The organism is Streptococcus oralis, assembly GCF_001588645.1.
Taxonomy (GTDB): domain Bacteria; phylum Bacillota; class Bacilli; order Lactobacillales; family Streptococcaceae; genus Streptococcus; species Streptococcus oralis_AB.
In genome coordinates, this window is sequence record NZ_LAYF01000003.1 from 282573 (window position 1) to 300385 (window position 17813).

Here is a 17813-nt window from a genome sequence, read left to right on the forward strand (position 1 = left end):
AAAGTGAGGAGGATTTTTATGTACAGTATCTCATTCCAAGAAGATTCACTCTTGCCTAGAGAAAGAGTAGTTAAAGAGGGAGTAGAGGCTCTAAGCAATCAAGAATTGCTAGCTATTCTGCTCAGAACGGGAACGCGTCAGGCTAATGTCTTTGAAATTGCCCAAAAAGTCTTGAATAGTCTTAATAGTCTAACCGATTTGAAAAAAATGACCCTGCAGGAATTGCAGAGTCTGTCTGGTATAGGGCGAATAAAAGCCATTGAATTACAAGCGGTGATTGAACTAGGGCATCGTATTCACAAACACGAAGCCCTTGAGATGGAAAGTATTCTCAGTAGTCAAAAGCTAGCCAAGAAAATGCAACAGGAACTTGGCGATAAAAAACAAGAGCACCTAGTGGCGCTCTATCTCAATACTCAAAATCAAATCATTCATCAGCAAACCATTTTTATCGGATCTGCGACACGCAGCATTGCTGAACCACGGGAAATCCTTCACTATGCTTTGAAGCATATGGCTATCTCAGTGATTCTCGTTCACAATCATCCATCTGGTGCAGTATCTCCTAGTCGAAACGACGACCATGTCACTAAACTAGTCAAGGAAGCCTGCGAACTGATGGGAATTGTTTTCTTGGACCATCTGATTGTCTCGCACTCGGATTACTTTAGTTACCGTGAAAAGACGGATCTGATTTAGAGTTCATTAACAACATAGTCAAACAGCGTTTTATCTTTGGGGCGGTTTTCAAAGAGAAATTCAGGATGCCATTGAACACCAAGATAAGGAAAGCCGTCCGTAGTTGTCACAGCCTCAATGATTCCATCTTTAGGATCATGTGCTACAACCTTAAGATTTGAGGCTAGATCTTTAATGCTCTGGTGGTGGAAGGAGTTGATATGAGAGATTTCTCCATAGATCTCTCGGAGAATGGTATCAGGTTCCGTTACGAGACGTTGTGTCGTGTATTCGGCTGAACAGTCCTGCCAATGATCCTCGATATCTTGGTGAAGCGTGCCTCCCATGGCGACATTGAAAAGTTGAGTACCCCGACAAACAGAGAAAATTGGTTTCTTTTGCTTAATCGCTTCTTTGATAAGTGCTAGTTCAAAAATATCTCTTTGAAGGTGGTAGTCATCACTATCAATAGCCTTTGGTTCACCATAGTATTTTGGATCAACATTTTGCCCACCCGTTAGGATGAGCTTATCAATGATACTGATGTAATAGGCAGCCATTTCTTGATCACCAATCGGTAGGATGATTGGAATTCCGCCAGCGTCCTTGACTCCTTCAACAAAGCCCTTTGCTGCATAGCTCATCATGATGTCATCATCTGGATGAGCTTTTTCATTTCCTGTAATCCCAATAACTGGTTTTTTCATAAATGCTTTCGCTTTCTAATCCTCTTTACGCATAAAATAGAGGAGGGTTTGGAGTTCGCTTGTCAAATCGACATACTGAACGACCACATCTTTTGGTAGTTGAAGGTGAACAGGGGAAAAACTGAGAATACCTTTTATACCAGCATCAACCAAAAGATTGGCAACTTCTTGTGATTTAACACTTGGAACTGTTAGGATAGCAGTTTTGACATCTGCTTCTTTGATTTTTTCTTTAATCTGAGAGATACCATAGATTGGAATTCCATCAGGTGTCTGGCTTCCAACTTCTGGATGATCATCTAGGTCAAAGGCCATGATAATTTTCATCTTGTTACGCTCATGGAAGCGGTAGTGGAGAAGGGCATGGCCCATATTTCCAATCCCAACCAGCATAACATTTGTAATTGAGTTATCATTAAGGAGATCAGCAAAAAAATTCATCAATTTTTTGACATCGTAACCAAAACCACGACGACCTAGTTCACCAAAATAGGAAAAATCACGACGAACGGTCGCAGAGTCGATACCGATAGCCTCTGCAATTTGCTTGGAATTGGCACGTTCGATTTTTTCTGCATGAAATCTCTTGAAAATTCGATAGTAAAGAGAGAGTCTTTTTGCTGTTGCTTTTGGAATAGCAGACTGTTTATCTTTCACAAAATCACAACCTTTCTATTCTTCTATTTTATAGAAACATTGTGAAAAAATCAACAAAAACAAGAAAAAACTAAGAAATTTCTTAGTTTTTATCTGAAAAATGAGCTTGTGATAGAAAACGGTAGAGATCGCCAACCAATCCTTGATAAATCACCTTATCATTCAGCGTTAAGGAGCTGATTAAGAGAGTATCAGGTAGGGTCACACAGCCAGATAGAGATAACATGAGCTCTTCGTAATCCTTGTATTCAAGTGTACGTTCTACGTCATAGTTATCTTGATAGGTAAGTCGATACATAGTCAATTATCTTTCTTCTTTAGTGAAGATACCGCGTTCTACTAAACTGTCCATGAGGAAGTAGAATTTTTCCTGATGAATGTGGTGGTCTTCTGATTTAAAGATATTCACCAAACGAAGGCCAGACTTGTCAGTGATGTTGAGTTTAGCACCTGTAAGGTCTTTGTTGATGATGATTTTTAGCTTGAAGCCTTCACCGCTGTTGGGTACTTTCTCAAGCAAACGAGTCAGTTCGAAGTTTCCAACTTTTGTTTCAAAGAAAGTATTGTCTTTCAGTGTGAACTTTTTGACAGTTGGGCTAAGTGTGTAGTCGTAGCGGCAGTTTTGTAGTTTAATGGTTTTTTCGAATGCCATTAGATTAATCTCCAATAATATTTTTTAAGGTTTGTGCGAGTTGTTTCAGTTCTTCTTCGGTGTTAAGAGGAGAGAGACTGATACGGACAGATTCTTTCAAACGATGAGAATCTGGTCCATAAAATGCTTCAAGCACATGACTGGTTTGCACAATACCAGCAGTACAAGCTGAACCAGTAGAAATTGAAATTCCTTCAAGATCTAACCGTAGTAAGAGCAAATCATTTTTTTGACCAGGAAAGCCAATATTGACAACATAAGGTAGTTGGTCTTGACTTTCATTGAGATAGTAGTCTAAATCGGAAATCTCTTTTAGAAAAACAGATTTAAGTGCGCTTAGTTTTTGGTAATGCTCAACTTGGTCATTCAAATCCTCTTTGAGAGCAGCGACCATACCTACAATGGCAGCGAGGTTTTCTGTTCCAGCCCGTTTCTTTTGTTCTTGGTCTCCACCGTGAAGGTAGGAATCAAAGTCCGCGGAAGAAGCATAAAGAAAGCCGACACCTTTTGGTCCATGGAATTTGTGTGCAGAAGCACTGAGGAAATCAATTCCTAATTCCTTGGGATGAATAGGAATTTTCCCGATAGCTTGAACAGCATCTACATGATAAGCAGCAGGATGCTCTTTTAAAATACGTCCAATCTCAGCGATAGGTAAGAGGCTACCTGTTTCATTATTAGCATACATGGTGGAAACGAGAATGGTATCGTCACGTAAGGCTTCTTGAATTTGCTGGGCAGTAATTTCTTGATTTACTGGTTGGATGATGGTCGCTTCAAAACCAAAATGTTGAACCAGATAATCAATAGTCTCAAGTACAGAATGGTGTTCAATAGCTGTCGTGATGATATGTTTTCCATTTTCTTGATGACGGAGACAATAGCCGATAATGGCTGTATTGTTACTTTCTGTACCGCCAGACGTGAAAAAGATATGTTGAGGTTTGGTTCCTAGTAAGAGGGCTAAGTCCTGACGAGCTTCTCGCAAGAGTTTGCCAGCCTGCCGACCATGACTATGAATACTAGAAGGATTACCATGAGTTTCTTGCATGACCTTGGTCATTTCAGAAATAGCTACTGCTGACATAGGAGTCGTAGCAGCATTGTCCAAATAAATCAAAGAATCACCTTATTTCTTTTTGTTGTAAGCAAAGAGTGGGCTGACTGGTTTTCTTTCATGGATGCGGACGATAGCATCACCAATTAATTCGCTAGCAGTAATGTAACATACATTTTCTGGAGTTCTTTCTTTGGTTGCTACGGAGTCTGTTACGAGGATTTCTTTGATGTTTGTAGCGTCAAGAAGATCTGCTGCACCTTCAACAAATAAACCGTGACTGGATACTGCATAAATCTCAGTTGCGCCTTCACGTTCAACGATTTTGGCTGCTTCAGAGAAAGTACGACCAGTATTTAGGATGTCGTCAATCAAGATAGCCTTTTTGCCTTCAACATCCCCAATGATATAGCCTTCGTTACGATCAGAATCATCTTGGGCGTAGTCAATGATAGCGATAGGAGCATCAAGGTATTCAGCCAAACTACGTGCACGTTTAACACCAGAGTTCTTTGGACTGACAACAACAACATCAGAGCCAAGAAGTCCTTTATCACAGTAGTGCTTAGCAAATAGAGGAACAGTATAAAGATTGTCTACAGGAATATCAAAGAAACCTTGGACCTGAACAGCATGGAGGTCAAGCGTTAGAACACGGCTTACACCAGCTTTGACAAGCATATTGGCAACTAGTTTTGCAGTGAGGGGTTCGCGAGAAGAAGCGATACGATCCTGACGCGCATAACCAAAGTAAGGAAGGACAACGTTGATACTATGAGCACTTGCACGTACACAAGCATCAACCATGATCAACAACTCCATCAAGTGGTTGCTAACGGGGTAGCTGGTTGACTGGATGATGTAGACATCGTAGCCACGGACACTTTCTTCAATGTTGACCTGGATTTCGCCGTCAGAAAATTGACGAGAGGATAATTTCCCGAGAGGTACACCAACTGTATCCGCAATCTTTTGAGCGATTTCATGGTTAGAGTTTAGGGTGAAAAGTTTCATGTTGTTTCTATCTGACATTATAGACCGTCCTCTGTAAACTTTGTGAATCTTCTTTGAGAAAGTTTTGTTTTTCAAAGCCAGATTCTTTTATTTTTATCTTTTCTATTTTACCAAAAAAAGGAGATTATTTCAGCTTTTTTTCATGCTTTTAATAAAACGAATTAATTTTGAAGGAGCTTTCTGATAAGTTATCTGATTTTCATTTAAAAATCTCTGAAAATCTTCTTTCCCTTTTTCATGGTCGGTGACTTCAAGCTCGAGTTCATAGTCCGTCTGGTCAAAGTATCGACTTTCATCTAAGGCCATTAAGCCAATTTCAGTTTTCATTTCATAACGAAGGGTGGAAAGGCAGCCTAGAACAAACCAGTCATGGCTTTCGATGCCAATCTTAGCGAGCTTCTCTAGAACGAGACCCTGAGGTAGTTTTTGTTTTTCTAGGTACGATTCAGCTTCTGGAAGAGTTAGTTTCTGGTTGTATTCCATATTTCCTACAGTTTGAGGTACTTTTAAGGTCAATTCCGCCCAATCTGAAAAGGTGCGAATGCGCATGGCAACCTTCTTTTCACGCAATTGGAAATCTGGTGTGTCAATGTAGTAGTTTTTCTGAAGAACGGGTTGGATATGGGAAAACTGTTTTTTTAGATGCTCATAGTCCTCTTTTTTCAGAAGTGTTTTCAATTCTATTTCTAAATGTTTCATTTTTTCAACCTTTTCTATATCTTTGAAAGCGATTTATGGTATAATGGACAATGTATTTATTGTATACGAATGTACTGAAAAAATCAAAGATTTTCGACAGAGCAATCAAACATTTTAAGGGAGAAAGTATGACCATAGAATGGGAAGAATTTTTAGATCCTTACATTCAGGCTGTTGGTGAATTGAAGATTAAACTTCGGGGAATTCGCAAACAGTATCGTAAGCAAAACAAGCATTCTCCGATTGAGTTTGTAACGGGTCGTGTAAAACCGATTGAAAGTATCAAAGAAAAGATGGCTCGTCGAGGAATTACTTATGCAACTTTAGAAAATGACTTGCAAGATATTGCTGGTTTACGTGTCATGGTCCAGTTTGTTGATGACGTCAAAGAAGTAGTTGAGATTCTACGTAAACGCCAAGATATGAGAGTCGTTCAGGAACGAGATTATATCACTCATCGTAAGGCTTCAGGTTATCGTTCTTATCACGTGGTTGTCGAATACACGGTTGATACGATTAACGGAGCGAAGACGATTTTGGCGGAGATTCAAATACGGACTTTAGCCATGAATTTCTGGGCTACGATTGAACACTCGCTCAATTATAAATATCAGGGCGATTTTCCAGAAGAAATCAGGAAAAGACTGGAAATCACAGCGAAAATAGCCTATCAACTGGATGAAGAAATGGGTAAGATTCGTGATGATATCCAGGAAGCGCAGGCTCTCTTTGATCCATTGAGCAGAAAACTAAACGATGGTGTAGGAAATAGTGACGATACAGATGAAGAATACAGGTAAACGAGTTGACCTCATAGCAAATAGAAAACCACAGAGTCAGAAGGTTTTGCATGAGCTAAGGGAAAAACTAAAGAAACAACATTTTATACTGAACGATACCAATCCCGATATCGTCATTTCCATTGGTGGTGACGGGATGCTTTTGTCTGCCTTTCACAAGTATGAGAATCAGTTAGACAAGGTTCGATTTGTAGGTGTTCATACAGGGCATTTGGGATTTTACACAGATTATCGTGATTTTGAGCTGGATCAATTGGTGACCAATCTTTTACTAGATACTGGAGCCAAAGTTTCTTATCCAGTCTTGAATGTTAAGGTAACGCTTGAAAATGGAGAGGTGAAAATCTTCCGTGCTTTAAATGAAGCGAGTATCCGTCGATCAGACCGCACCATGGTTGCAGATATCATCATTAACCATGTTCCGTTTGAGAGATTTCGTGGAGATGGAGTGACTGTTTCAACGCCGACGGGAAGTACCGCCTACAACAAATCCTTGGGTGGAGCTGTCTTACATCCTACCATTGAAGCTTTGCAGTTGACGGAAATAGCAAGCCTTAATAATAGAGTCTATCGCACTTTGGGATCATCGATCATTATTCCCAAAAAAGATAAGATTGAACTTTTGCCGACACGCAATGATTACCATACGATATCAGTCGATAACAGCGTCTATTCATTCCGTAATATCGAACGGATAGAGTATCAAATCGACCATCACAAGATTCACTTCGTAGCGACTCCAAGCCACACTAGTTTCTGGAATCGTGTCAAAGATGCCTTCATCGGCGAGGTGGATGAATGAGGTTCGAATTTACCGCAGATGAGCACGTCAAAGTCAAAACTTTCCTCAAGAAACATGAGGTTTCCAAGGGACTTTTGGCTAAGATTAAGTTTCGAGGCGGGGCTATTCTGGTTAATGGCCAAGCTCAAAATGCGACTTATCTCTTAGATATTGGAGATAGAGTAACTATTGACATTCCTGCAGAGGAAGGGTTTGAGAGCCTTGAAGCTATTGATCGACCACTCGATATTTTATATGAGGATGACCATTTTCTGGTTTTGAATAAGCCTTATGGAGTAGCTTCCATCCCCAGTGTTAATCATTCCAATACCATTGCTAATTTTATTAAGGGCTACTATGTCAAACAAGAATATGAAAACCAGCAAGTTCACATCGTGACTAGGCTTGATAGAGATACATCTGGTTTGATGCTTTTTGCCAAGCACGGCTACGCTCATGCACGTTTAGACAAGCAACTGCAACGAAAGTCTATCGAAAAACGTTACTTTGCTTTAGTTAAAGGAGCTGGTGTCTTGGAGCCTGAAGGGGAGATTATCGCCCCGATTGCGCGTGATGAAGATTCCATTATCACGAGACGGGTTGCCAAAGGTGGGAAGTACGCCCATACGTCTTACAAAGTTGTAGTGTCTTATAGAAATATTCACCTAGTCGATATTCGCCTGCATACTGGACGAACTCATCAGATCCGAGTGCATTTTTCTCACATCGGTTTTCCTCTTTTAGGAGACGATCTCTATGGAGGAAGCTTAGACGATGGGATTCAGCGTCAGGCCTTGCATTGCCATTATTTATCTTTTTATCATCCCTTTCTAGAGCAAGATTTGCAACTAGAAAGCCCCTTACCGGATGATTTCAGCAATCTTATTACTCAGTTATCAACTAATACTCTTTAAAACTTATTTGGAGTATAATTTATTTTCTTAAAGGAGAAAACTCATGGAAGTTTTTGAAAGTCTCAAAGCCAACCTGGTTGGCAAAAATGCTCGTATCGTTCTCCCTGAAGGGGAAGAGCCACGTATTCTTCAAGCAACAAAACGCTTGGTAAAAGAAACAGAAGTAATTCCTGTTTTGCTCGGAAACCCTGAAAAAATTAAAATTTATCTTGAAATCGAAGGGATCATAGATGGTTATGAAGTGATTGATCCCCAACATTATCCTCAATTTGAAGAAATGGTTGCTGCCTTGGTAGAGCGTCGTAAGGGCAAAATGACTGAAGAAGAAGCGCGCAAAGTTTTGGTTGATGATGTCAACTACTTTGGTGTGATGCTAGTCTACTTGGGCTTGGTTGACGGTATGGTATCTGGTGCAATTCACTCAACTGCTTCAACAGTTCGCCCAGCCCTACAAATCATTAAAACTCGTCCAAACGTAACTCGTACTTCAGGTGCTTTCCTCATGGTTCGTGGTACGGAACGTTACCTATTTGGAGACTGTGCCATTAACATCAATCCAGATGCAGAAGCTTTGGCTGAAATTGCGATCAATTCAGCAATCACAGCTAAAATGTTTGGTATTGAACCTAAAATTGCTATGCTAAGTTATTCTACTAAAGGTTCAGGCTTTGGTGAAAGTGTTGATAAGGTAGTGGAAGCTACTAAAATTGCTCACGACTTGCGTCCTGACCTTGAGATTGATGGTGAATTGCAATTTGACGCTGCCTTTGTTCCTGAAACTGCAGCTCTTAAAGCTCCAGGAAGTAATGTAGCTGGTCAAGCAAATGTCTTTGTCTTCCCAGGTATCGAAGCCGGAAATATTGGGTATAAGATGGCAGAACGTCTCGGTGGTTTTGCGGCTGTAGGACCTGTTTTGCAAGGTTTGAACAAACCTGTTAACGACCTTTCTCGTGGATGTAATGCAGATGATGTGTACAAGTTGACCCTTATCACAGCAGCTCAAGCAGTTCATCAATAAGATTTAGTCCTCTTTCCCATGGGAAGAGGCTTTTTAGTACTGAGAAAAGGACAGTTAGAAGCTTCTATGTTATACTAGATATATGTTAGATTTGAAAGAATACGGTATCGTCATGTGGCCGGAGGAGAATATTATTTCTTTTCGTGAAAAACTCCTCAACTGGTATGATGAAAACAAGCGAGATTTGCCTTGGCGGAGAAGTAAAAATCCTTATCACATCTGGGTATCTGAAATCATGCTTCAGCAGACCAGAGTGGATACAGTTATTCCATACTACGAACGATTCTTGGACTGGTTTCCAACTGTTGAAAGTCTGGCGAATGCCCCTGAAGAGCGTCTGCTTAAGGCTTGGGAAGGTTTGGGTTATTATTCTCGAGTGCGCAATATGCAGGCTGCAGCTCAGCAGATTATGACTGACTTTGGGGGGCAATTTCCAAATACCTATGAAGGAATATCTTGCCTGAAAGGGATTGGCCCTTACACTGCGGGAGCTATTTCCAGTATCGCTTTTAATTTGCCTGAGCCAGCGGTTGATGGCAATGTCATGCGGGTTTTGGCACGCTTGTTTGAGGTTAATCATGATATCGGAGTTCCCAGCAATCGCAAAATTTTTCAGGCAATGATGGAAATCTTGATTGACCCGAAACGACCAGGTGACTTTAACCAAGCTCTGATGGATTTAGGTTCTGATATAGAATCTCCGGTTAACCCTCGACCAGAAGAAAGCCCTGTTAAGGACTTTAGCGCAGCCTATCAGAACGGAACTATGGATGTATATCCGATTAAAGAACCCAGGAAAAAACCTCTCCCAATTTATCTCAAGGCTTTAGTTGTACGCAATGACCGTGGTCAATATCTACTTGAGAAAAATGAAAGCGAGAAACTACTAGCCGGTTTTTGGCACTTCCCCTTGATCGAAGTTGATGATTTCTCAAGTGATGACGATCAGCTAGATCTCTTTTCACAAGTCAAAGAGGAAAGCAGAGCATTTGGACCAAGCCCTCAAGAAAACTTTGAGCAGGATTATGATTTAGAAGTGAATTGGTCCCAGCAAGTATTTGACCAGGTCAAGCATGTATTTAGTCATCGGAAATGGCATATTCAAATCCTAGCTGGTCAAGTGTTGGAAACAAAACAGTTTTCGGACAGAGAAATTCGCTGGGTTTCTCCTCAGGAGTTTTCTGATTATCCACTTGCGAAGCCTCAACAAAAAATTTGGCAGGCTTATAAAACAAGTTTTGAAGATGAAGGCTTACAGTAGCCATTTGTGCCTTCTTTACATTTTTTTGTTATAATAGATAAAGAAAAGGTGATAAAATGAAAAAAATATTAATTGTAGATGATGAGAAACCAATCTCAGATATTATTAAGTTTAATATGGCCAAGGAAGGTTATGAAGTTGTTACAGCTTTCAATGGTCGTGAGGCAATCGAGCTATTTGAAGCTGAGCAACCGGATATTATTATCCTCGACTTGATGCTACCTGAAATTGATGGTTTAGAAGTTGCTAAAGCTATTCGTAAGACTAGTAGCGTGCCGATAATCATGCTATCAGCTAAGGATAGCGAATTTGACAAGGTTATTGGTTTAGAGTTAGGTGCAGATGATTATGTTACAAAACCTTTCTCAAACCGTGAGTTGCAGGCTCGTGTTAAGGCCCTGCTTCGTCGTACAGACCTAGTTTCTGTGGATAGCCAAGAGTCTGATGAGAAGAAGACGCAGCCTTTACAAATTGGTGATTTGGAAATCGTTCCAGATGCTTACGTGGCGAAGAAATATGGTGAGGAATTAGATTTAACCCACCGTGAGTTTGAACTCTTGTATCACTTGGCATCTCATATTGGACAAGTGATTACACGTGAACACTTGCTTGAGACTGTATGGGGTTATGACTATTTTGGTGATGTTCGTACTGTGGACGTGACCATTAGACGCTTGCGTGAGAAAATAGAAGATACTCCAAGTCGTCCAGAGTACATTCTCACACGTCGTGGTGTTGGATACTATATGAGAAATAATGATTGAAGATATTAGACAAACTATTCTGACCAGCGATTTTATCTTTATCTTGATTTTACTGGGCTTTATCCTGGTGGTGACCTTGCTGTTACTGGAAAATCGTCGGGATAATATCCGTCTGAAGGAGATAAATCAAAAGGTTAAGGACTTGATTGCAGGTGATTATTCTCAAGTTTTGGACTTGCAAGGAAGTACAGAAATCACCAATATCACCAATAATCTGAACGATTTGTCAGAAGTTATTCGTTTGACCCAAGAAAATCTGGAACAAGAGAGTAAACGATTGAACAGTATTCTTTCTTACATGACAGATGGCGTTCTTGCGACCAATCGTCGTGGCCAGATTACTATGATCAACGATATGGCCAAGAAACAGCTCGGTGTGCAGAAAGAAGATGTTCTGAATAAAAGCATCCTTGAATTGCTTAAGATAGAAGATGAGTATGAGTTGCGTGATCTAATTACACAGATTCCTGAGTTGACGATTGACTCCCAGGATGTGAATGGGGAATACCTGAGCCTTCGTGTACGTTTTGCTCTGGTTCGTCGTGAGTCAGGTTTCATCTCTGGTTTGGTTGCCGTTTTACATGATACGACCGAGCAGGAGAAGGAAGAGCGTGAGCGAAGACTCTTTGTTTCGAACGTGAGTCACGAGTTGCGAACTCCTTTGACCAGTGTTAAATCTTATCTTGAAGCCTTGGACGAGGGAGCTCTGTATGATCCTGTTGCTCCTGATTTTATCAAGGTTTCACTCGATGAAACCAACCGTATGATGCGGATGGTGACAGATCTCTTGCATCTCTCTCGTATTGATAATGCGACTACTCAGTTGGATGTGGAGTTGATTAATTTTACGGCCTTCATCACCTTTATCCTTAATCGTTTTGACAAGATGAGAGCACAGGATCAAGAGAAAAAATATGAACTGGTTCGAGATTACCCAATCAATTCAGTTTGGATCGAGATTGATACCGATAAGATGACTCAGGTGATAGATAATATTCTTAACAATGCCATCAAGTACTCGCCAGATGGTGGGAAGATCACTGTCAGCATGAAAACTACTGATGACCAGATGATTTTATCCATCAAAGACCAAGGTCTAGGTATTCCAAAGCAAGATTTGCCAAAAATTTTTGACCGTTTCTACCGTGTGGATCGTGCAAGAAGCCGGGCTCAAGGTGGAACTGGTCTAGGTCTGGCGATCGCAAAAGAAATCATCAAACAACACAATGGTTTTATATGGGCCAAAAGTGAATACGGTAAGGGATCGACCTTTACCATAGTGCTCCCTTATGATAAGGATGCCGTAAAAGAAGAAATATGGGAGGACGAAATAGAAGACTAGAATGAGTGAAAAAGGCTTTAAATACAGTATTTTAGCATCAGGCTCCAGTGGAAATTCCTTTTATCTGGAAACCCCAAAAAAGAAAATCCTAGTGGATGCAGGTTTGTCTGGTAAGAAAATTACAAGTCTGCTAGCTGAAATCAATCGCAAACCTGAAGATCTGGATGCGATTTTAATTACGCATGAGCATTCAGACCATATCCATGGGGTCGGTGTCTTGGCTCGCAAATATGGTATGGATCTTTACGCCAATGAAAAGACTTGGCAGGCTATGGAGAATAGTAAGTATCTTGGCAAGGTAGACTCTTCGCAAAAGCATATCTTTGAAATGGGCAAAACCAAAACCTTTGGTGATATCGACATTGAGAGTTTTGGAGTTAGCCATGATGCGGCAGCACCACAGTTTTACCGCTTTATGAAGGATGACAAGAGCTTCGTCATGCTGACCGATACAGGTTATGTTAGTGATCGTATGGCTGGGATTGTCGAAAATGCGGATGGTTACCTCATTGAGTCAAATCATGATGTAGAGATTTTGCGAGCAGGATCTTACGCTTGGCGTCTCAAACAGCGAATTCTATCGGATCTCGGTCACCTTTCTAACGAAGACGGAGCTGAGGCTATGATTCGTGCCATGGGAAATCGAACCAAGAAAATCTACCTTGGTCACTTGTCCAAAGAGAACAATATCAAGGAGCTGGCTCATATGACCATGGTCAATCAGCTAGCTCAAGCCGATTTGGGAGTCGGAGTTGACTTTAAGGTCTACGACACTTCACCAGATACCGCAACACCATTGACAGATATATAAAAAGAAGGCGAGTGCCTTCTTTTGTTTTGTACTTTATCAGGGTTTTAGTGTGGTATAATGATAAAAATAACTAAAGGAGTAGCAGAGTGAAGAGAAAATGGTTATTAAAGGATTACTATGACACAACGATTATCCTACTTGCATTGATATCCGTTGTCCTTGTCTTGCTTGGATTTGCTGAGATGATTGATTTGGATAATCCACCCTATAGTATTATTGACTTGCTACTTTGGTTTGTTTTTGTGGTAGATTATGGTTGGCGCTTCTTTTCAAGTAAAGAAAAATGGAGATTTATACTTGAAAATATCTTCGACTTGCTAGCTATCCTTCCTTTGAATGCTATTTTTACAGTATTTCGCTTAGGGCGTATCTTCCGCTTAGCAAGGCTGACAAAATTACTGAAACTAACTCGTCTTTTAAGAGTCGTTGGATTGACTGGCAAGTTAGAAAAGAAGGTTGGAAAACTCTTACGAACAAATGGCTTACTTTATATTTTCTATCTCAATTCCTTTATTGTACTGTTAGGTAGTTCAATTTTATCTGTTGTTGAAGAAAAATCATTCTCAGATAGTCTTTGGTGGGCGCTTGTAACTGTAACAACTGTTGGTTATGGAGATATTGTTCCTGCGTCGATTTTTGGGAAGTGGTTAGCTGTTTTACTAATGCTTGTTGGTATTGGCACAATAGGGATGTTAACGAGTGCCTTGACAAACTTTTTTGTAAAGGATAATCCAGATAATCAGATAAAGCTTGATAAACTACAAGACGAATTAATAACTCAAAGATTATTACTAGAGAAACAATCTGAGAAGATAGAAGAACTACATAGAATGATGCAAGTCTTGCTTGAAAAAAAGTAATTTAGACAATACAAAAACCACTCGATGAGTGGTTTTTTTACAATCCAGCAAAGTCCTTGATTTCTTGTGCTGACATGGAAGAGTCGCAACGGACCTTGATTTGTCCATCTGCAATGTGAACAAATCCTGGTACGGTTGGGATTCCATAACGTGAGCGGAATTCTTGCAATTCATTGAGTTGGCTTGGTTCTTCACTGTTGATGAAGTAGATGTGAGCTTTGGTTTCAGCTACGACACCTGCCAATGTGCCTGCAAATTTACGGCAGTAAGGGCAAGTTTTGCGACCAATAAAGAAGATTGCAGTTTCTTTTTTATCAAGAGCTTCTTGCGCACGCGCAACTGTAGTGACTTCAAGGTCTTTGATGTTTTCTAAAAATTGTTCCATGAGATTACCTCGCTTTCATTGATAAGTCTAGTATGCCATAAAGTTTCTAAAAATGCTTAGATTTGATACGAAAAAAGATGAGATTGGTTGGTCTCATCTTTTATAATTTATTATTTAACAAAAGCATTGATTTCCGCTTCGATGTTAGCAATCTTAGCTTGTGAATCTTCGTTGCTTTCACCCACAACGGCAATGTAGAACTTGATTTTTGGTTCTGTACCTGAAGGGCGAACTGCAATCCATGAACCGTCAGCAAGTGTATATTTCAACACATCACTTGGTGGAGTAGTCAAGTTTGTAACAGTAGCATCAGCAGCAGTAGCAGTTTGAGCCTTGAAGTCTTCTACGACAGTGATAGCTGTTGTGTTCCATTCTTTTGGAGCATTGTTACGGAACTTAGCCATAATGGCTTTGATTTGTTCTGCACCATCAACACCAGAAAGGGTAACAGAGATAGTCTTTTCAGCGTAGTAGCCGTATTCTTTGTAGATTTCTTCGATACCGTCAGCAAGTGTCAAACCACGTGAACGGTAGTAGGCAGCAAGTTCAGCAACGACAAGAACGGCTTGGATAGCATCTTTATCACGTACAAATGGTTTAATCAAGTAACCGAAGCTTTCTTCAAATCCCATCATGTAAGTGTGATTGTGTTTTTCTTCGAATTCTTGGATTTTTTCAGCGATAAATTTGAAACCTGTCAAAACGTTGAACATAGTTGCTCCGTAGCTTTCAGCAATCTTCGTTACCAAGTCAGTTGATACGATAGATTTACATAGGGCTGCATTTTCAGGAAGAGTTCCAGCATTTTTGTGGGCTTCCAAGATGTATTTAGCCATGATAGCGCCGATTTGGTTACCTGAAAGGTTGAGGTAGCTTCCATCTTTTTGAAGAACTTCAACACCAACACGGTCAGCGTCAGGGTCAGTTGCAACAAGCACATCTGCACCAACTTGACGACCAAGTTCTTCAGCAAGGGCGAAGGCTGCTTGGCTTTCTGGGTTTGGAGATTTTACAGTTGAGAAGTCTGGGTCTGCAGTTGCTTGTGCTTCAACAACCTGAACAGAGTCAAATCCTGCTTGAGCAAGAGCACGACGAGCCAACATTTCACCCGTACCATGAAGTGGTGTGTAGACAATCTTCATGTCTTTACCGAATTCTTCAATCAATGTTGGGTTGATGTTTACGTCCTTAACTTCTTTAAGATATTCAACATCGACAGCTTCGCCAATGACTTCAATCAAGCCAGAAGCTTTTTCAGCTTCGACATCAGCAACTTCCACAGCGAATGGATTTTCGATTGCACGAATGTAAGTTGTCAAAGCATCTGCATCATGAGGAGGCATTTGTCCACCGTCTTCACCATAAACCTTGTAACCGTTAAATGGAGCAGGATTGTGACTGGCAGTAATCATGATACCTGCGAAACAGTTGAGGTGACGAACAGCGAATGAGAGTTCTGGAGTTGGACGGAGGCTTTCAAATACGTAAGATTTGATACCGTGTTTAGCAAGAACTGCCGCAGATTCAAAGGCAAACTCAGGTGAGAAGTGACGGCTATCATAGGCAATCGCCACACCACGTTCTTTTTCATTTCCACCTTTTGACTCAATCAAACGAGCCAAACCCTCAGTTGCTTGACGAACAACATAGATATTGATGCGGTTTGTACCAGCACCGATCAAACCACGCATACCAGCAGTACCAAATTCAAGATTGGTATAAAAGGCATCTTCCTTAGTTTTTTCGTCCATATTTTCCAAATCTTGACGAAGGTAGTCTGGAAGGTCAGCAAAATCGACCCATTTTTGATAATTTTCTTGGTAAGTCATAGAGTGTCTCCTTTGTTTATTGCTTTAATCGCTTTCATTATATCACGATTTGACTTTTTAGTAAAACGTTAGCATAACTTAAAATGTAGGAAATTTACTTACGCACTTTAGCGGGGAAATGGTGGGTACCATGCTAACTTATACTAAGTTAGCGATGAAAATCAATTATCTAATTTTTTAAAATATTAAAAGTTTATAGTATTTTTGTGGAATGATTAAATAAAGTAAATCGTCAATATTGTATTCTACTCTTTTTATAAAGAATCCTTTAATGTATCAAATGAACAGATAGAAAAATTTAAGTTAAAACTCTATAAATTTAAGATATTTTGAAAATATCTGGTTTCTGTTTTGAATTTTATAGGGCGTATGGTAAAATATAGTAAATCATTAAAGGAGAATCCATTATGAAAAAAATTCTTAAGCATTCTGCTTTGCTTTTATCAGCTTTAGCACTTGTTGCTTGTGGAGCTCAAAAAAAAGCAAGCGACAATGGTACTGCCTCGAACTCAAACTTTGAAGTTTCAGTAAAAGACGGTATGTTTGTATTGCCTAAAGATGAAGATTCATCTTCAAGCTACCTTGCGCTTCAAGTCGAAATCAAGAACAATCGTGATAAACAGTTTAGTTTTACTAGCCAAGATATTACGCTTTATAATGAAAAAGATGAAAAATTACAACCAATTCAAATCTACGAAAGCGACAGTAAAACTAAATTTATGTCATATGGTGATAGTCTTTCTAAAGGAAAGAGCGTTGCTGGTTATGTAGTATATGAAGTCGACAAGAACGCTAAGTATGAACTCCACTTCGCACCTAGCTTTTACGATGACATCAAAGAAAATTCTAAAAAGAATAACGATGTAGCAATCAAGGTGGATCCAAGTCAGTACGAAGATCATATTGATGAAGCGAAAGATGTAATGAAAAAATATGTCGATGCTGTTTACCTCAATGGGGAAAGTTCTGGTGGTGGAACGAACCTAAGTGCTACTGATAATAAGTCGCAAGTTGTTGCGCTTGCTGATGATAAAAAATCTTCTGATAATAGTGCTGAATTCACAAACGATGCGAAAGCTGATAAAGAAGAGTTTATCAAGAAATTTACAGAATCGTTCGGAAAAGGCTTCTATAACTACAAACCATCTGATTCAGAACTTAGAACATTCGCAGATGCCTACATCAAAGCAAATGCTAAGAGAGCAAAAGTTGATTACAAGGTGAAGACATACTTACCTGATTATGCTGTTGTTTATGTTAGACCAGAAACAATCGACTTGGATAACTTGAATGTTCATGAATTGAGTCGTAAATTCTACGAAGAAAACAAAGGTAAATATAGCAACTACTCAGAAGCTATGAAAGCTGGTGAGAAGTACATTTTAGAAAATGCACCAAGTCAATTTGATTCAACTCCTCTAGATACAAGCGATAACATGAAGAAAGAGGGTTATGAAATTAAAATGACCAAGAAAGATGGTAAATGGACCATTGATACCTCTTCTAAAAACTATGACTTAAAAGATATGGCTCGCACATTCCGTGGAGGCATTGGATACTAAGATGAAAGGTTCGGGTATATCA

The 17813-nt window shown here is 39.9% G+C and carries 20 protein-coding genes; 11 read left to right on the forward strand and 9 right to left on the reverse strand.

Annotation, left to right across the window (positions count from 1 at the left end; all coding sequences use genetic code 11):
- Window positions 1-18 precede the first annotated feature (18 nt).
- On the forward strand, window positions 19-699 hold the full coding sequence (gene radC, locus A0739_RS02955; protein WP_061587012.1) for a RadC family protein: 681 nt from the start codon (window positions 19-21) through the stop codon (window positions 697-699).
- On the opposite strand, the gene A0739_RS02960 is transcribed toward radC, so the two are convergent.
- The 7 genes from A0739_RS02960 to A0739_RS02990 form a co-directional block, all read right to left on the reverse strand.
- Complete coding sequence (locus A0739_RS02960; protein WP_000743311.1) at window positions 696-1385, reverse strand: gamma-glutamyl-gamma-aminobutyrate hydrolase family protein; 690 nt, start codon at window positions 1383-1385, stop codon at window positions 696-698. The genes radC and A0739_RS02960 overlap by 4 nt on opposite strands.
- A gap of 15 nt (window positions 1386-1400) precedes the next feature.
- Complete coding sequence (locus A0739_RS02965; protein WP_033629707.1) at window positions 1401-2042, reverse strand: redox-sensing transcriptional repressor Rex; 642 nt, start codon at window positions 2040-2042, stop codon at window positions 1401-1403.
- An 82-nt stretch (window positions 2043-2124) separates the two neighbouring features.
- Complete coding sequence (locus A0739_RS02970; protein ID WP_061587013.1) at window positions 2125-2340, reverse strand: DUF4649 family protein; 216 nt, start codon at window positions 2338-2340, stop codon at window positions 2125-2127.
- Window positions 2341-2346: 6 nt separating this feature from the next.
- Entirely contained in the window at window positions 2347-2694 is a 348-nt protein-coding gene (locus A0739_RS02975) for a DUF1831 domain-containing protein (RefSeq protein WP_000863522.1), read from the reverse strand.
- A 4-nt stretch (window positions 2695-2698) separates the two neighbouring features.
- Complete coding sequence (locus tag A0739_RS02980; protein WP_061587014.1) at window positions 2699-3814, reverse strand: cysteine desulfurase family protein; 1116 nt, start codon at window positions 3812-3814, stop codon at window positions 2699-2701.
- A gap of 9 nt (window positions 3815-3823) precedes the next feature.
- Window positions 3824-4783, reverse strand: coding sequence for a ribose-phosphate diphosphokinase (locus A0739_RS02985; protein WP_001283843.1), 960 nt, complete (start codon window positions 4781-4783; stop codon window positions 3824-3826).
- A gap of 111 nt (window positions 4784-4894) precedes the next feature.
- Complete coding sequence (locus A0739_RS02990; protein WP_061587015.1) at window positions 4895-5464, reverse strand: CYTH domain-containing protein; 570 nt, start codon at window positions 5462-5464, stop codon at window positions 4895-4897.
- 128 nt (window positions 5465-5592) lie between these two features.
- On the opposite strand from A0739_RS02990, the gene A0739_RS02995 reads away from it, so the two are divergent.
- The 9 genes from A0739_RS02995 (at window position 5593) to A0739_RS03035 (ending at window position 14015) form a co-directional block, all read left to right on the forward strand.
- On the forward strand, window positions 5593-6264 hold the full coding sequence (locus A0739_RS02995; RefSeq protein WP_000151561.1) for a GTP pyrophosphokinase: 672 nt from the start codon (window positions 5593-5595) through the stop codon (window positions 6262-6264).
- A complete protein-coding gene (locus A0739_RS03000; RefSeq protein WP_000799063.1) occupies window positions 6248-7066 on the forward strand; it encodes an NAD kinase in 819 nt (272 codons plus the stop codon). The genes A0739_RS02995 and A0739_RS03000 overlap by 17 nt, the downstream gene beginning before the upstream one ends.
- Window positions 7063-7959, forward strand: coding sequence for an RluA family pseudouridine synthase (locus tag A0739_RS03005; protein ID WP_061587016.1), 897 nt, complete (start codon window positions 7063-7065; stop codon window positions 7957-7959). The genes A0739_RS03000 and A0739_RS03005 overlap by 4 nt, the downstream gene beginning before the upstream one ends.
- 43 nt (window positions 7960-8002) lie before the next feature.
- Complete coding sequence (gene pta, locus A0739_RS03010) at window positions 8003-8977, forward strand: phosphate acetyltransferase (protein ID WP_000451575.1); 975 nt, start codon at window positions 8003-8005, stop codon at window positions 8975-8977.
- A gap of 82 nt (window positions 8978-9059) precedes the next feature.
- Window positions 9060-10238 carry an A/G-specific adenine glycosylase gene (gene mutY, locus A0739_RS03015; RefSeq protein WP_061587017.1) on the forward strand — a complete coding sequence of 393 codons (1179 nt, stop codon included), beginning with the start codon at window positions 9060-9062 and terminating at the stop codon, window positions 10236-10238.
- A gap of 56 nt (window positions 10239-10294) precedes the next feature.
- Window positions 10295-11002: a response regulator YycF gene (yycF, locus tag A0739_RS03020; protein WP_000722058.1), complete on the forward strand. Its 708-nt coding sequence runs from the start codon at window positions 10295-10297 to the stop codon at window positions 11000-11002.
- Window positions 10995-12344 carry a cell wall metabolism sensor histidine kinase VicK gene (gene vicK / locus A0739_RS03025; RefSeq protein ID WP_061587018.1) on the forward strand — a complete coding sequence of 450 codons (1350 nt, stop codon included), beginning with the start codon at window positions 10995-10997 and terminating at the stop codon, window positions 12342-12344. The genes yycF and vicK overlap by 8 nt, the downstream gene beginning before the upstream one ends.
- A gap of 1 nt (window position 12345) precedes the next feature.
- Complete coding sequence (locus tag A0739_RS03030; RefSeq protein WP_001290607.1) at window positions 12346-13155, forward strand: MBL fold metallo-hydrolase; 810 nt, start codon at window positions 12346-12348, stop codon at window positions 13153-13155.
- An 86-nt stretch (window positions 13156-13241) separates the two neighbouring features.
- Entirely contained in the window at window positions 13242-14015 is a 774-nt protein-coding gene (locus A0739_RS03035; protein ID WP_061587019.1) for a potassium channel family protein, read from the forward strand.
- 37 nt (window positions 14016-14052) lie between these two features.
- Here A0739_RS03035 and A0739_RS03040 read toward each other — a convergent pair whose 3' ends face one another.
- Both A0739_RS03040 and A0739_RS03045 read right to left on the reverse strand, forming a co-directional pair.
- Window positions 14053-14400: a thioredoxin domain-containing protein gene (locus tag A0739_RS03040; protein WP_061587020.1), complete on the reverse strand. Its 348-nt coding sequence runs from the start codon at window positions 14398-14400 to the stop codon at window positions 14053-14055.
- A 110-nt stretch (window positions 14401-14510) separates the two neighbouring features.
- On the reverse strand, window positions 14511-16229 hold the full coding sequence (locus tag A0739_RS03045) for a phospho-sugar mutase (RefSeq protein WP_061587021.1): 1719 nt from the start codon (window positions 16227-16229) through the stop codon (window positions 14511-14513).
- A gap of 407 nt (window positions 16230-16636) precedes the next feature.
- Between A0739_RS03045 and A0739_RS03050 the strand changes: the two genes are divergently transcribed.
- Window positions 16637-17791 carry a DUF5105 domain-containing protein gene (locus A0739_RS03050; protein ID WP_000722096.1) on the forward strand — a complete coding sequence of 385 codons (1155 nt, stop codon included), beginning with the start codon at window positions 16637-16639 and terminating at the stop codon, window positions 17789-17791.
- Window positions 17792-17813 lie beyond the last annotated feature (22 nt).